Below are 14,695 nucleotides of genomic sequence, written 5' to 3'. Positions count from 1 at the left end.
GGCCTGTTATGGCGGGCACAGTCGGCGGGTGGATGGCTTATAGGCCGGTCAGCATCGCATCGGCCGGTGCATCGGCGCGCAGTTGTGCCGTCAGCATGAAGTACACGAACCCCACCGCCATGAAGCCGAGGAAGATCAGCCCGATCAAGGTGTTGAACCAGGCCATCGCCACCAGGCACACCAGCGCCAGCAGCAGCGCAATCATCGGCACCAGCGGGTAGCACGGCGCGCGGAATGTGCGCTCCAGGTTCGGCTCGGTTTTACGCAGTTTAAACAGGCTGAGCATGCTCATGATGTACATGACGATTGCCCCGAATACCGCCATGGTGATCATCGCGGCGGTGAGCGTCATCCCGCCGAGGTTGATCAGGCCATCGCTGTAGATCGCCGCGATACCGATCACACCACCGGCAATAATTGCGCGGTGTGGAGTCTGGAAGCGTGACAGTTTTGCCAGTGACTTGGGCAAATAACCGGCGCGCGCCAGGGCGAAGAACTGGCGCGAATACCCCAGGATGATGCCGTGGAAACTCGCCACCAAGCCGAACAGGCCAATCCACACCAGCATGTGCAGCCAGCCGGAGTTTTCGCCGACCACGGTTTTCATGGCTTGCGGCAGCGGATCGTTGATGTTGGACAAGGTGCGCCAGTCGCCAACGCCACCGGCAAAGAACATTACGCCCATTGCCAGCAACACCAGGGTCAGGATGCCGCTGATGTAGGCCTTGGGAATCGTGCGTTTGGGGTCCTTGGCTTCTTCGGCGGCCATGGCTGCACCCTCGATGGCGAGGAAGAACCAGATGGCGAACGGGATGGCGGCAAACATGCCGGCGATGGCCGGGGCGCCGAATACATCCGAACCGGCCCAGCCATTGAGTGCGAAGTTGCTGAAGCTGAACGCCGGTGCGACCACCCCCATGAACACCAGCAGCTCGGCAACGGCCAGCACGCAGACGACCAGCTCAAAAGTCGCGGCCAGTTTCACCCCGAGAATGTTCAGACCCATGAACACGATGTAGGCACCGACTGCCGCGTGCTTGGGATCGAGCGCCGGGAATTGCACGTTCAGGTAAGCGCCAATCGCCAGGGCAATGGCCGGTGGGGCGAAGACGAATTCGATCAGCGTCGCCAACCCGGCGATCAATCCGCCTTTTTCGCCGAAGGCCCGGCGGCTGTAGGCAAAAGGCCCTCCGGCGTGGGGAATGGCGGTGGTCAGCTCAGTGAAGCTAAAGATGAAGCAGGTGTACATGGTGGCGACCATGAAGGAAGTCACCAGAAACCCCAGCGTCCCGGCGACGCCCCAGCCGTAACTCCAGCCGAAATATTCTCCTGAAATCACCAGCCCGACCGCAATGCCCCACAGGTGCAGCGTACCCAGCGTTGGTTTGAGTTGTGTATTCATGCGTTTGCTCCCTGAACGGTTTGGAAAGCTCGGGGGAAGGCGTGTGCAGTGGACGTGCCAGTCTGCATTTGCAGGTCGTAAAGCGCTGAAAGCTGTCGTATCGGGGATGTTCGCCACCGGATGTCGGCGAGTGCATGCGCCAGTCGAGGGCATTAATGGCTGATATGCCGTGTTCGCGCGCAGATTTTAGCCAGACCTGACACTAACCCTGTGGCGAGGGCGCTAGCTCCCACTGGGCTGCGCAGTAGACCCTGTTTGGGCCCGCTTTGCGCCCCAACGGAATAAACGCCCTCACCACAGGCGGTGCGGCGTGTCCTAAAGGGTTTGTTTAGCCAAGCACTCCTGCAGCGCGGCTGCCCACTGAGGCTGACTCACGCCCCACTCCTGCTCCAGACGGGTGCAATCCAATCTCGAGTTAAGCGGGCGTTCGGCGGGCGTCGGGTAATCACTGGAGGGGATAGGTAGCAGGTTCGCGCAGGGCGCTCCCCGTTCGCGCAACGCGTCTCCGATGGCCTGGGCAAAACCAAACCACGATGTTTCACCCTGGGCGGTCAAGTGATAAATCCCCCAGGCACCGGCATCGCCGGACTGCCAGCGCTTAATCAAAGCAAGGGTGCTGGCCGCGATTGTTCCTGCCCAAGTGGGTGCGCCGATCTGATCGGCAACGATGCGCAGTTCCGGTTTTTCCTGCAGTAAACGTTGCATGGTCAGCAGGAAGTTGCGCCCGTGGGTCGAGTACACCCAGCTGGTGCGCAGGATCAGGTGCTGGCCTTGCACCTGGGTTATCGCTCGCTCCCCCGCCAATTTGCTCTGGCCGTAAACGCCCAGCGGATTAGGCGCATCTTCTTCGGTGTACGGCTCAGGCTTGGAACCGTCGAATACATAGTCGGTGGAGTAATGAATCAATGGGATGCCAAGCGCCAGTGCTTCTTCGGCGAAAATGCCCGGGGCAATCCCATTGATGGCCAAAGCGGCTTCGGGCTCGCTTTCTGCCAGATCGACTGCGGTGTAGGCGGCGGCATTTATGATCAGGTCGGGACGCACCCGTTGGACCTGTTGGCGGATCTGATCGGGATGCGCCAGGTCCATCTGATCGCGCCCTGATACGATCAACTCGCCGACTGCGCCGAGACACCGTTGCAACTCCCGGGACACCTGACCATGCTGGCCACTGATGAGGATTTTCATTGGATACCCATGAGTCATTGCCCTTCGCCGGCCAGCTTCGCCAGGTACTGCCCATAACCGGTCTTGCCGAAATAGCGAGCGCGATCCAGTAATTGATCGCGGTCGATCCACTTGTTTTCGTACGCTATCTCTTCAAGGCAAGCCACTTTCAAGCCTTGCCGATGCTCGATAGTCTGCACGTACTGTGACGCTTCGAGCAGGCTGTCGTGGGTACCGGTGTCCAGCCAGGCGAACCCTCGCCCGAAACGCTCGACCTGCAGGTCGCCGCGCGCAAGGTAGGCATTGTTCACGTCGGTGATTTCCAGCTCGCCCCGCGCTGAAGGCTTCACTGCCCTGGCAATCTCGACGACATCGTTGTCGTAAAAGTACAGGCCGGTAACGGCATAGCTGGACTTCGGGGATTTAGGTTTTTCTTCAATCGACAGCGCGCGGCCTGCACTGTCGAAATCGATCACGCCAAAGCGCTCGGGGTCTTTGACCCAGTAACCGAAGACGGTGGCACCAGAGGCACGGTTTGCCGCGCTCCGCAGTTGTTCGCCGAAGTGCTGGCCATGGAAAATGTTGTCACCGAGAATCAGGCACACCGGATCGTCGCCTATGAACGCTTCGCCAATCAAAAAGGCTTGAGCCAGACCATCCGGTGACGGCTGTTCGGCATAGCTGAAGTTCACCCCAAATTGACTCCCATCACCCAGTAGATTGCGATACTGCGGCAGATCGTGCGGGGTGGAAATCAGCAGGATGTCCTTGATGCCTGCCAGCATCAAAACTGAAATCGGGTAATAGATCATTGGTTTGTCGTAAACCGGCAAAAGCTGTTTAGACACACCGAGTGTGATGGGATGCAGGCGCGTACCGGATCCGCCTGCCAGAACGATACCTTTCATCATGCGAGCAGTTCCCGAGTATTGATGGCGCCCAGGCGTTCGCCCTGATAGCTGCCGTCCTGGACGCGGCGGCACCATTCGAGGTTATCCAGGTACCACTGGACCGTTTTGCGCAGACCGGATTGGAAGGTCTCTTCAGGCACCCAGCCAAGCTCGCGCTCGATTTTGCCGGCATCAATTGCGTAACGCTGGTCGTGTCCCGGTCGATCCTGAACGAACGTGATCAAGTCCGCGTACTGCGCAACGCCGTCGGGTTTTTGCGGCGCCAATTCTTCGAGCAGGGCGCAGATGCCGCGCACCACGTCGATGTTCTTCTGTTCGTTGTGGCCGCCGATGTTATAGGTCTCGCCGACTGTACCTTCGGTTACTACCTTCAGTAGCGCCCGGGCATGGTCCTCGACGAACAACCAGTCGCGGACTTGCAGGCCATTGCCATACACCGGCAGCGGCTTTCCGGCCAAAGCATTGAGTATGACCAGTGGAATCAACTTTTCAGGGAAGTGGAACGGGCCGTAGTTGTTCGAGCAATTGGTCAACAGCACCGGCAGTCCGTAAGTGCGCTGCCAGGCACGAACCAGATGGTCAGATGCCGCCTTGCTGGCAGAGTAGGGAGAGCTTGGGGCATAAGGAGTCGTCTCCGTAAACAGATCGTCGACGCCATGCAGGTCGCCGTAAACCTCGTCGGTGGAGATATGATGAAAACGGAAAGCGCTCTTTTCGGGCTCGGCCAGGGTCTGCCAATAGGCCCGCGCCGCTTCCAGCAAACTGTAAGTGCCGACGATGTTGGTCTGGATGAAATCCGATGGACCATCGATCGAGCGGTCCACATGAGACTCTGCGGCCAGGTGCATGATTGCTTGCGGTTGGAATCGCGTAAACACTGCACTCACGGCTGCCTGGTCAACGATATCGACCTGGACGAACTCATAACGCGTGTCACTGGCAATGCTGGCCAAGGATTCGAGATTGCCAGCGTAGGTCAGCTTGTCCAGATTGAGGACTTCATGCCCGGTCTGCGAAATCAGCTCGCGAATAAGTGCCGAACCGATGAAGCCGGCACCGCCAGTGATGAGGATACGCATGTTGTTCTGCCCTGGTTTCACGAGAACACCTCTGCATCCTTCAGGAACATTGCCGCTTGATCCTTGGCGGACAGTTGTGGCGCTCCATCCAATTGCCAGTCGATGGCCAGATCCGGATCGTCCCAACGAATACTGCGCTCTGCGGACGGTGTGTAATAGTCGGTGGTTTTGTAAAGAAATTCGGCGGATTCGCTCAACACCAGGAACCCGTGGGCAAAACCCTGCGGAACCCATAGCTGCCGATGATTCTCGGCAGACAACCGCACCGCAACCCATTTCCCAAAGTGCGGTGAACAGCGGCGGATATCCACCGCCACGTCCAGCACTTCCCCGGCCGTTACCCGAACCAGCTTGCCCTGGGTATTCTCCAGTTGGTAATGCAGGCCCCGCAGCACGCCTTTTTGCGAGCGTGAATGGTTGTCCTGTACGAACCGGGTGTCCAGGCCGGTGGCTTCTTCGAAAGCCCTGGCGTTGAAGCTTTCGTAGAAGAAGCCACGTTCATCACCAAATACCTTCGGTTCGATAATAAGAACACCGGGCAAATCGGTGGCGATTACATTCATAGTGTTTTCTCTGGCTTTGACATTCGATGGGCGACATTCTCGGTCAAATCACCGCTCATACGCGAGCGGCAATGCTGTAAACCCCGCGTAACCTCACTCTTTACGCTTTCTTTATCCCCCGCCACACCCCTCGATCTCGTTCCTTTACAGCCTATCTCCCGACAATACCTCCACACGCGGCAATACGCCGTAACACGGAGAACTTCCATGAGCGTTCTGGACGGAGTGTCACTGCTGCTGGCAGTGGGGCTGTTCATTTATCTGTTGGTTGCGCTGTTGCGCGCGGACCGGAACTAGGAGCGGGTATGCACAGTTATGACTATTGGCTGATCCTCGCATTCTTCGCGTTGGTGCTTGTGCCTGCGCCGTTTCTGGGTCGGTTCTACTACAAGGTGATGGAAGGGCAGCGCACCTGGCTGACGCCGGTGCTTGGGCCGGTGGAGCGCGGTTGTTATCGGGTGGCGGGGGTTGATCCGCAGGCCGAACAGAGTTGGCAGAAGTATGCGTTGGCGCTGCTGGCGTTCAACCTGGCCGGCTTTGTGCTGTTGTTTGCGATTCTGCTGTTCCAGGACTATCTGCCGCTCAACCCGCAGCAGTTGCCGGGTCAGGAGTGGACTCAGGCGTTCAACACCGCCGTCAGCTTCATGACCAACACCAACTGGCAGTCCTACAGCGGCGAAGCGACGCTCAGTTACCTGAGCCAGATGGTCGGCCTCACCGTGCAGAACTTTGTCAGCGCCGCCACCGGCCTGGCTGTGCTGGTGGCCCTGTGTCGTGGTATTGGGCGCAAGTCCACCAAGACCCTGGGCAATTTCTGGGTCGACATGACCCGTGCCACCCTTTACGGCTTGCTGCCGCTGTGCCTGCTGCTGGCGCTGTTCCTGGTGTGGCAGGGCGTGCCGCAGACCTTCGCTCACTACGTAAATGCCGTGACGATGCAGGGTGTCGATCAGGTGATTCCATTGGGCCCGGCCGCCAGCCAGATTGCGATCAAGCAGTTGGGCACCAACGGCGGCGGCTTCTTTGGCGTCAACTCGGCGCATCCGTTCGAGAACCCGACGGCGTGGAGCAATCTGTTCGAATTGGCGTCGATCATTCTGATCCCGGTGGCCCTGGTCTTCACCTTCGGCCATTACGTGAAGGACCTGCGCCAGAGCCGCGCGATCATTGCCTGCATGCTGGCGCTGTTCCTCATTGGTGGTGCCACCTCGTTGTGGGCTGAGTACCAGCCGAACCCGAGCCTCAACAACGCGGCGGTGGAACAGACCGCGCCGCTGGAAGGCAAGGAAGCGCGCTTTGGTACCACCGGTTCTGTGCTGTGGTCGGTAACGACGACGTCGGCATCCAACGGTTCGGTCAACGCGATGCACGACAGCCTCAACCCTCTCAGCGGCATGGTCGCGCTGGTCAACATGATGGTCGGCGAGGTGATCTTCGGCGGTGTGGGGGCCGGGCTCTACGGCATGCTGCTGAACGTGCTGATCGCCGTGTTCCTGGCGGGGCTGATGATCGGCCGCACGCCGGAATACCTCGGCAAAAAACTGCAGGCTCGGGAAGTGCAGTTGCTGGTGGTGACTTTGCTGGTGATGCCGGTCGGCGTGCTGGTGCTGGGCGCGATTGCCGCCAGCCTGCCAGGGCCAGTGGCGGCGGTCACTAACCCGGGGCCGCACGGTTTCAGCCAGTTGCTCTACGCCTACACCTCGGCCAGCGCCAACAACGGCTCAGCCTTCGCTGGCTTCGGCGCCAACACGCCGTTTCACAACCTGATGCTCGGTCTTGGCATGTTGATCGGCCGCTTCGGCTACATCCTGCCCGTGCTTGCGCTGGCTGGCAGCCTGGCGCTGAAGAAAGCCGCGCCGGTCAGCCCGAACAGCTTCCCCACCCATGGCCCGCTGTTCGTGACCTTGTTGACGGTGACCATTTTGCTGGTGGGTGGCTTGACCTTCCTGCCGACCTTGGCACTGGGGCCTATTGCCGAACACTTGAGCCTGGGTTTCTAAGGAGCTGATGATGAATATGCCCGCAACCAAACCGGCTGCCGTCAAGGCGCCGGAACAACCGAAAACCGCGATCTCGGCCCTGTGGCGCCCGGCGCTGGTGCAAGCCTTCGTCAAGCTTGACCCGCGCCAGTTGCAGCGTGCGCCGGTGATGCTGGTGGTGGAACTGACCGCCATCCTGACCACCGTGCTGTGCTTCATTCCGGATCCGGCAGTGCCGACGTTTGTCGCCGCGCAAATTGCCCTGTGGCTATGGTTCACCGTGCTGTTTGCCAACTTCGCCGAAGCCTTGGCCGAGGGTCGCGGCAAGGCTCGCGCCGACAGCTTGAAGGCAGGCAGCGAGGGCCTGAGTGCCCGCCGCAAAACCGCCGATGGCAGCTTTCAAATCGTGCCGGCCACCAGCCTGCGCAAAGATGACGTAGTGCGCGTCGAAGCCGGGGAAATGATCCCCGGTGACGGCGAGGTGATCGAAGGCATCGCGGCGGTCAACGAGGCGGCGATTACCGGTGAGTCGGCGCCGGTCATTCGCGAGTCTGGGGGAGATCGTTCGGCGGTGACCGGCAATACCCGGCTGGTATCGGACTGGTTGCTGGTGCGGATCACGGCCAACCCCGGGGAGTCGACGCTCGATCGCATGATTGCCCTGGTCGAAGGCGCCAAACGCCAGAAAACCCCGAACGAAGTCGCCCTCGACATCCTGCTGATCGGCCTGACGCTGATCTTCCTGCTGGTGGTCGTGACCCTGCAACCCTTCGCGCATTTCGCCAATGGCAGCCTGCCGCTGGTGTTCCTCGTGGCGTTATTGGTCACGCTGATTCCGACCACCATTGGCGGCTTGTTGTCCGCCATCGGTATTGCCGGGATGGACCGCCTGGTGCGCTTGAATGTCATCGCCAAGTCCGGTCGCGCCGTGGAAGCGGCGGGGGATGTACACGTGCTGTTGCTGGACAAGACCGGCACCATCACGTTCGGCAACCGTCGCTGCACGGCGGTGTATGCGGCGCCGGGAGTGAGCGGCCGGGAATTGGCCGAAGGTGCACTGTTCGCCTCCCTGGCCGATGACACGGCGGAAGGCAAGTCCATCGTCGAATACCTGCGTGGCTTGCATCCACAGCCAGAGCCGTCGCCCGAGACCCTGACGAGCGTGCCGTTCAGTGCCGAAACCCGCCTCTCCGGCGTTGACTATCAGGGCCGCGTTTACCGCAAGGGTGCGGTGGATTCGGTGCTGGCGTTCGTCGGCCTGAAACGCGCCGACCTGGCACCGGCGCTGTCCCGGGAAATCGACAAGATCGCCCAAAGCGGTGGCACGCCGCTGCTGGTGTGTGCCGACGGCAAACTGCTCGGCGCGATCCACCTCAAGGACGTGGTCAAGCCCGGCATTCGCGAGCGTTTTGCCGAACTGCGCAAGTTGGGCATTCGCACGGTGATGGTGACCGGCGACAACCCGCTGACGGCTGCGACAATTGCGGCCGAAGCGGGCGTCGACGATGTGCTGGCCGAAGCCACGCCAGAGAAAAAACTGGCGCGCATTCGGCATGAGCAGAACGACGGTCGGCTGGTGGCGATGTGCGGCGACGGTGCCAACGATGCCCCGGCCCTGGCCCAGGCTGATGTCGGTATGGCAATGAACGACGGGACCCAGGCGGCACGCGAGGCGGCGAACATGGTCGACCTCGACAGCGACCCGACCAAGCTGCTGGACGTGGTGCAAATCGGCAAGGAATTGCTGGTGACCCGTGGTGCGCTGACGACCTTTTCCATCGCCAACGACGTGGCCAAATACTTCGCGATCCTGCCGGCGCTGTTCGCCACGATCTATCCGCAACTGGGCGTGCTCAACATCATGCACCTGAGCAGCCCGCAGAGCGCGATTCTCTCGGCGATCGTGTTCAACGCCTTGATCATCGTGGTGCTGATCCCGCTGGCGTTGCGCGGTGTGCGGGTGCAGGCAGCCAGTGCGGCGGCGTTATTGCGGCGCAACCTGTTGATTTATGGGCTGGGCGGGATTGTGGTGCCGTTTGTGGGGATCAAGGCGATCGACATGCTGTTGACGGCGTTGCATCTGGTTTGACCGCTTGTGTGGGAGCCAGCCTGCTGGCGATGGAAGTTAACGATGACGCGTTCTGTCTGCATGAGCGCGTTGAGCTCAAGTTTTTCGCGAGCAAGCTCGCTCCTACAGGGGCAGTTTGCTCACGAACCACAGAATTTGTTACCGGAATTCGAGGAATCTGAAATGTCCACAATGATCCGCCCGGCCTTGAGCCTTCTCGTTCTCATGACCCTGATCACCGGCGTTGCCTATCCCCTGGTTGTCACCGGTGTGGCCCAGGTCGCTTTCCCCAGCCAGGCCAACGGCAGCCTGGTGCAGGACGCCAGTGGCAAGGTGCGTGGCTCTGCACTGATCGCCCAGGATTTCACCGGTGACGCCTGGTTCCATCCACGACCTTCAGCCGGTGCCTTTGCCACGGTTGCCAGTGGTGCCAGCAACTTCGCGCCAAGCAACCCGGCGCTCGCGACCCGGGTGGTCGACGATGCCAACAAACTGCTGGTGCCCGGCCAGGGGCCGGTGCCCTTGGCGCAACTGACCACTTCCGGCAGCGGCCTCGATCCGCACTTGCCTCCTGCGGCGATTGCCTATCAACTGGCGCGTGTTGCGGCGGCGCGGCAGTTGCCGGTGTCGACGGTTGAGCAATTGATGAATGCGCATATCGAGCGACCGCTGGTGGGCCCGCCGGTGGTGAATGTGTTGGCGTTGAATATTGCGCTGGAAAAGCTGTAGATCAAAAGATCGCAGGCTGCGCCAGCTCCTACACGGAGCCTGCGATCTTTCGCGGTAACCCCCATTCCAAGTCGAACAAGGCAATAACAGATGAGCAACTCCGGCCGCGCCGACGCACTGCTAGCAGACCTGCCCCGCGACGGGCGTGGCCGGCTCAAGGTTTTCCTTGGCGCCGCCCCGGGTGTCGGCAAGACCTACGCCATGCTGCAAGCGGCCCATACCCAGCTGCGCCAGGGCGTGAAAGTCATCGCCGGGGTGGTCGAAACCCACGGCCGCGCTGAAACCGAAGCGCTGCTCGGCGGCTTGCCGCAGCAACCGTTGGTGCGCTCGGAATACCGTGGCGTCATGCTCGAGGAAATGGACCTCGACGGCCTGCTCGCGGCCAAACCCAAGCTGGTGCTGGTGGACGAACTGGCCCACAGCAACGCCCCCGGCAGCCGTCACGCCAAGCGCTGGCAGGACATCCAGGAACTGCTCGCCGCCGGCATCGACGTGTTCACGACCGTCAACGTCCAGCACCTGGAAAGCCTCAATGACCAGGTGCGTGGCATCACCGGCGTGCAGGTCCGCGAGACCTTGCCGGACTGGGTGCTTCAGGAAGCCTATGAACTGCTGCTGATCGACTTGCCGCCGCGGGAATTGCTCGAGCGTCTGCGCGACGGCAAAGTCTATGTGCCGGAGCAGGCACGGGCGGCCATCGATGCATTCTTCACCCAGACCAACCTCACGGCCTTGCGTGAACTGGCGATGCAGACTGCCGCCGCGCAAGTCGACAATGACCTGGCCCAGGGCTATCGCCAACTCGGCCAGGATGCGCCGGCTGTGCGCGGTCGGTTGCTGGTCGGGGTCGATGGCGATGAGCAGGCCGAGCGCCTGGTGCGGCATGCCAGCCGGGTCGCCCAGCGTCGTCACCTGCCGTGGAGCCTGGTGCATGTGGACAACGGCAGCACGCGCGACGAACAGGCACGCCTGCGCCTGCAAAGTGCCCAGCAACTGGCCGAGCGCCTGGGTGGCGAGGTGGTGTTACTGCGAGCTGGCGAGGTCGCGAAAACCCTGATCCAGCATGCCGGCGAACGTCGCGCCAGCCTGATCCTGGTGGGGCAATCCCGGCAGCGTTGGCGCCGGCGCCTGTTCGGTGGCGGCCTGGCGTCACGGCTGTTGCGCAACGCGCGCGGGCTGGAAATCAACGTGCTCGACAGCGATCACGCGCAACATTCGCCACGCGCGCGTTCGACCCAGCCACTGGTGTGGTTCGACTATGCGCTGGCGCTGGTGGCGACCGTGCTCGCCAGTGCCTTGGCCTGGGCCGTAGCCAGTGTGTTGCCGCTGCCCAACATCTCCCTGGTGTTCCTCGCGGCCGTGCTGCTGGTGGCCGTGCGCAGCAGTCTTGGCCCGGCGCTGGCCTGCGCGGCGCTGTCATTCCTGACCTATGACTTCCTGTTCATTCCACCGAATTTCTCCTTCAGCATCCAGCGCGAAGAAGACGTGCTGACCTTGTTGTTTTTCCTGTTGATGGCCGCACTCACCGGCAACCTCGCGGCGCGTCAGCGTCGACAATTGCAGGCGCTGCGCGATACCCAGGAAGAGACCAGCGAACTGCTCGACCTGTCGCGCAAACTCACCGCGGCCACTGATCGCCAGGCGGTAGTCAGTGCGGCGGCGCAGCACCTCAACGGCTGGAGCGACGTACAACTGTGCCTGCTCAATCGCGACGGGCAGGCGGGCTGGAAAGTTGAAACCGGTGGCCCGTTGACCCTCACCGAAGCCGAACGCGCAGCGGCCGACTGGGCCTGGCAACACGATCAGCCGGCGGGTGCGGGAACCGGGACTTTGCCGATGGGACGCTGGTGGTGGTGGCCGTTGTCGGTAGAGGACGGACCGCTGGCGCTGCTCGGCGTCTGCGCCAGGGAAGGCCATACCTTGAGCGGCCAGCGCCGCCGCCTGCTGACTGCCTTGAGCCAGCCACTCGCCCAGGCACTGGCCCGTGCGCAACTGGCCCAGGACCTGGAGGCGGCGCGCCTGCACGGTGAAACCGAGCAACTGCGCAGTGCCTTGCTGGCCTCGGTGTCCCATGACCTGCGCACGCCGCTGACCTCGATGCGCGGCAGCATCGACAGCCTGCTGGCGCTCGGCGAAGCGATCCCGCTGGAAGACCGCCGCGAACTGCTCGAAGGCACTCGCGACGAAGCCGAACGCCTCGATCGTTATATTCAGAACCTGCTGGACATGACCCGCCTGGGCCACGGTGCGTTGAAGCTGGCGCGGGACTGGGTGTCGCCGGCAGACATCGTCGGCAGCTCGCTCAATCGCCTGCGTGCGGTGCTCGCGCCGCTGCAGGTCAGCACCGAGGTGCCCCCGGAGTTGCCGCTGCTCTACGTGCACGCGGCGCTGATCGAACAGGCGCTGGTAAACGTACTGGAAAACGCCGCGCGGTTTTCCCCGCCTCAGGGCCGCCTGCAGTTGAGCGCTGGCGCCAATGACAGCGAGTTGTTTTTCTCGGTCAGCGACGAAGGGCCAGGGATTCCGGAGGACGAGCGGGCAAAGATTTTCGATATGTTCTACACCGCCGCACGGGGTGATCGGGGCGGGCAGGGCACCGGGCTTGGCCTGGCGATTTGCCAGGGGATGGTGGGCGCTCATGGCGGGCGGATCAGTGTCGCGGACGGGATAGAGGGCCGGGGCACCTGCATCACCCTGCATCTGCCACTGCAAGAACAGCCGGAAGTTGAAAGTGAAGCCTGATACCCTTTGGATCTCCTTATGCCGCGATCAGAATTCATGAGCCAGACCGCGACCATCCTGGTCATCGACGACGAACCACAGATCCGCAAATTCCTGCGCATCAGCCTGGTTTCCCAAGGTTATAAAGTGCTGGAAGCCGGAACCGGTACCGAGGGGCTGGCGCAGGCCGCGTTGAGTAAACCTGACTTGCTGGTGCTCGACCTCGGCCTGCCGGACATGGACGGCCAGCAGGTGCTGCGCGAGTTTCGCGAGTGGTCGACGGTGCCGGTGCTGGTGCTGTCGGTGCGTGCCGGCGAGGGGCAGAAAGTCGAGGCGCTGGACGGCGGTGCGAATGATTACGTGACCAAGCCGTTCGGCATCCAGGAATTCCTGGCCAGGGTCCGCGCGCTGTTGCGCCAGGCTCCAGCTGGGGAATCGCAGCAGGCGGCACTGAGCTTTGGGCCGCTGACCGTTGACCTGGCCTACCGCCGGGTACTGCTCGACGGCGCCGAAGTCGCATTGACCCGCAAGGAGTACGCGGTGCTGGCGCAACTGGCCCGGCATCCGGGGCGGGTGATTACCCAGCAGCAACTACTCAAGGATATCTGGGGGCCGACGCACACCGAGGACAGTCACTATTTGCGCATTGTGGTGGGGCATCTGCGCCAGAAGCTGGCCGATGACCCCACCCAGCCGCGGTTTATCTTGACTGAGGCGGGGGTGGGGTATCGGTTGTTGGGCGGGGACAACCAGTAATATGTGTGTTGAATGTTCCGGCCTCATCGCGGGCAAGCCCGGCTCCCACAGGTTATGAGTTGATTCACAATATTTGTGGACACCCTCGAACCTGTGGGAGCCGGGCTTGCCCGCGATGAGGCCCTTGAATCCTGCACAAGTCTAGGGACTGCGACCCTGCTCTTCCTCATACCGATCCAGGGTATCGCGCGCAATTTCCCGCCCCAGCGCGATCAATTCCGGCGCCTTGTAAAACTCGAAAAACCGGCACACCCGCTTCGGTACGTTGATCAGGATATCCGGCGGATACCCGGCAATCTTGTACTGCGCCAACGAAGTCTGCATCACCTCGAAACTCTGGTTGATCAAATCCAGCAGCGACGCCGGCCCGACGTTATCGATAATGAACGACCCGGTGGCGGACTTCGGCGCACCACCGGCCTCCGGAGCGGCGGCCGGTTGCTGGGCTTCAGGCTCGGCGGATTCGATCCACGGATTGATACCCGCCCCTTGCGCCTTCAGTGCTTCTTTCTCCAGCGCCAGCAATTGCTCGGCCTGCGTGCGTCGGAACGGTAACTTCGACCCCAGCGAATTGATCAGGCTGTCGAAGCGACTTTTGAACGCAGGCGGGCGCGGGATCACCGGCAGCTGATAATGCCGCTGGTTGGTGGAGTTGAGATTGACCGCGATGATCAGGTCGCAATGGCTCGAGACCACCGGCACGATCGGCAGGGGGTTGAGTATCCCGCCGTCGACCAGCATGCGATTGCCTTGCATCACCGGGGTGAACAGGCTGGGGATCGCCGCCGAGGCGCGCATGGCCTGGTGCAGGCAACCTTCCTGGAACCAGATTTCCTGCTGGTTGGTCAGGTCGGTGGCCACCGCCGTGTAGGGAATCCGCAGTTCCTCGATGTTGATCTCGCCGACGATCTTGCGAATTTGCCCGAACACTTTTTCGCCGCGAATCGCCCCCAGTCGGAAACTCACGTCAACCAGACGCAAGACGTCGAGATAATCCAGGCTCTCGATCCAGTTGCGATAATCCTCGAGTTTGCCGGCGGCATAGATCCCGCCGACCACCGCGCCCATGGAGCACCCGGCGATGCAGGCGATGTCGTAGCCTCGCCGTTCGATCTCCTCGATGACGCCGATATGGGCATAACCCCGGGCGCCACCTGATCCCAGTACCAGTGCGACACGCTTTTTCATGAATCGCCCTCGTCTGACAAGGTTCAACAATGCACCCAACGAGGGGCGCGCTTCAATCGCCAAGGTCGTTCAAGCAGGCGAAGACGTCGTTTTTTCGACACTCCATGGCGGCGCAAGGGTATCTTGCTCAGC

Annotated in this window: 12 protein-coding genes; 6 read left to right on the top strand and 6 right to left on the bottom strand. The window is 61.6% G+C overall.

Annotated features, from left to right (window positions below):
• Positions 1–37: 37 nt before the first annotated feature.
• The 5 genes from eat to rfbC all read right to left on the bottom strand — a co-directional run bounded on the left by eat (position 38) and on the right by rfbC (position 5,122).
• A complete protein-coding gene (gene eat, locus AAEZ05_RS24380) occupies positions 38–1,402 on the bottom strand; it encodes an ethanolamine permease (RefSeq protein WP_045058923.1) in 1,365 nt (454 codons plus the stop codon).
• 315 nt (positions 1,403–1,717) lie between these two features.
• Positions 1,718–2,590, bottom strand: coding sequence for a dTDP-4-dehydrorhamnose reductase (gene rfbD / locus AAEZ05_RS24375; protein WP_350649246.1), 873 nt, complete (start codon positions 2,588–2,590; stop codon positions 1,718–1,720).
• Between the two features lie 14 nt (positions 2,591–2,604).
• On the bottom strand, positions 2,605–3,480 hold the full coding sequence (rfbA, locus tag AAEZ05_RS24370) for a glucose-1-phosphate thymidylyltransferase RfbA (RefSeq protein WP_350649289.1): 876 nt from the start codon (positions 3,478–3,480) through the stop codon (positions 2,605–2,607).
• The gene (rfbB, locus tag AAEZ05_RS24365; protein WP_350649244.1) at positions 3,477–4,559 is read right to left on the bottom strand and encodes a dTDP-glucose 4,6-dehydratase; all 1,083 of its coding nucleotides are present in this window, start codon (positions 4,557–4,559) and stop codon (positions 3,477–3,479) included. Before rfbB ends, rfbA begins: the two co-directional genes overlap by 4 nt.
• Positions 4,560–4,576: 17 nt before the next feature.
• Positions 4,577–5,122, bottom strand: a complete 546-nt coding sequence (rfbC, locus tag AAEZ05_RS24360) for a dTDP-4-dehydrorhamnose 3,5-epimerase (RefSeq protein WP_350649242.1) — start codon at positions 5,120–5,122, stop codon at positions 4,577–4,579.
• Between the two features lie 207 nt (positions 5,123–5,329).
• Between rfbC and kdpF the strand changes: the two genes are divergently transcribed.
• The 6 genes from kdpF to AAEZ05_RS24330 all read left to right on the top strand — a co-directional run bounded on the left by kdpF (position 5,330) and on the right by AAEZ05_RS24330 (position 13,375).
• The gene (gene kdpF / locus AAEZ05_RS24355) at positions 5,330–5,419 is read left to right on the top strand and encodes a K(+)-transporting ATPase subunit F (RefSeq protein WP_007899818.1); all 90 of its coding nucleotides are present in this window, start codon (positions 5,330–5,332) and stop codon (positions 5,417–5,419) included.
• A gap of 8 nt (positions 5,420–5,427) precedes the next feature.
• Entirely contained in the window at positions 5,428–7,122 is a 1,695-nt protein-coding gene (gene kdpA / locus AAEZ05_RS24350) for a potassium-transporting ATPase subunit KdpA (RefSeq protein ID WP_350649240.1), read from the top strand.
• 10 nt (positions 7,123–7,132) lie between these two features.
• Positions 7,133–9,190, top strand: a complete 2,058-nt coding sequence (gene kdpB, locus AAEZ05_RS24345; protein ID WP_350649238.1) for a potassium-transporting ATPase subunit KdpB — start codon at positions 7,133–7,135, stop codon at positions 9,188–9,190.
• Between the two features lie 162 nt (positions 9,191–9,352).
• Positions 9,353–9,898, top strand: a complete 546-nt coding sequence (gene kdpC, locus AAEZ05_RS24340; RefSeq protein ID WP_045058920.1) for a potassium-transporting ATPase subunit KdpC — start codon at positions 9,353–9,355, stop codon at positions 9,896–9,898.
• Positions 9,899–9,988: 90 nt separating this feature from the next.
• Positions 9,989–12,640 (top strand): DUF4118 domain-containing protein, encoded by a 2,652-nt coding sequence (locus AAEZ05_RS24335; RefSeq protein WP_350649236.1) that lies wholly within the window; start codon positions 9,989–9,991, stop codon positions 12,638–12,640.
• A 36-nt stretch (positions 12,641–12,676) separates the two neighbouring features.
• The gene (locus AAEZ05_RS24330) at positions 12,677–13,375 is read left to right on the top strand and encodes a response regulator (RefSeq protein WP_350649287.1); all 699 of its coding nucleotides are present in this window, start codon (positions 12,677–12,679) and stop codon (positions 13,373–13,375) included.
• A gap of 141 nt (positions 13,376–13,516) precedes the next feature.
• Here the strand turns inward: AAEZ05_RS24330 and AAEZ05_RS24325 are convergent, their stop codons facing one another.
• Positions 13,517–14,563: a patatin-like phospholipase family protein gene (locus tag AAEZ05_RS24325; protein WP_045058955.1), complete on the bottom strand. Its 1,047-nt coding sequence runs from the start codon at positions 14,561–14,563 to the stop codon at positions 13,517–13,519.
• Positions 14,564–14,695 lie beyond the last annotated feature (132 nt).

Origin of the sequence: Pseudomonas sp. HY13-MNA-CIBAN-0226 (assembly GCF_040310305.1) — a bacterium.
In the GTDB taxonomy this organism is placed as follows: Bacteria; Pseudomonadota; Gammaproteobacteria; order Pseudomonadales; family Pseudomonadaceae; genus Aquipseudomonas; species Aquipseudomonas gregormendelii.
Note: the sequence above shows the minus strand (reverse complement) of the source record. Positions and strands in the feature narration are given on the sequence as shown.

Coding starts and splice junctions, on each gene's coding strand:
- rfbA (WP_350649289.1), bottom strand. CDS start 3,480: ATGATGAAAGGTATCGTTCTGGCAGGCGGATCCGGTACGCGCCTGCAT.
- kdpA (WP_350649240.1), top strand. CDS start 5,428: ATGCACAGTTATGACTATTGGCTGATCCTCGCATTCTTCGCGTTGGTG.
- AAEZ05_RS24335 (WP_350649236.1), top strand. CDS start 9,989: ATGAGCAACTCCGGCCGCGCCGACGCACTGCTAGCAGACCTGCCCCGC.
- rfbC (WP_350649242.1), bottom strand. CDS start 5,122: ATGAATGTAATCGCCACCGATTTGCCCGGTGTTCTTATTATCGAACCG.
- kdpB (WP_350649238.1), top strand. CDS start 7,133: ATGAATATGCCCGCAACCAAACCGGCTGCCGTCAAGGCGCCGGAACAA.
- kdpF (WP_007899818.1), top strand. CDS start 5,330: ATGAGCGTTCTGGACGGAGTGTCACTGCTGCTGGCAGTGGGGCTGTTC.
- rfbB (WP_350649244.1), bottom strand. CDS start 4,559: ATGCGTATCCTCATCACTGGCGGTGCCGGCTTCATCGGTTCGGCACTT.
- kdpC (WP_045058920.1), top strand. CDS start 9,353: ATGTCCACAATGATCCGCCCGGCCTTGAGCCTTCTCGTTCTCATGACC.
- eat (WP_045058923.1), bottom strand. CDS start 1,402: ATGAATACACAACTCAAACCAACGCTGGGTACGCTGCACCTGTGGGGC.
- AAEZ05_RS24330 (WP_350649287.1), top strand. CDS start 12,677: ATGAGCCAGACCGCGACCATCCTGGTCATCGACGACGAACCACAGATC.
- AAEZ05_RS24325 (WP_045058955.1), bottom strand. CDS start 14,563: ATGAAAAAGCGTGTCGCACTGGTACTGGGATCAGGTGGCGCCCGGGGT.
- rfbD (WP_350649246.1), bottom strand. CDS start 2,590: ATGAAAATCCTCATCAGTGGCCAGCATGGTCAGGTGTCCCGGGAGTTG.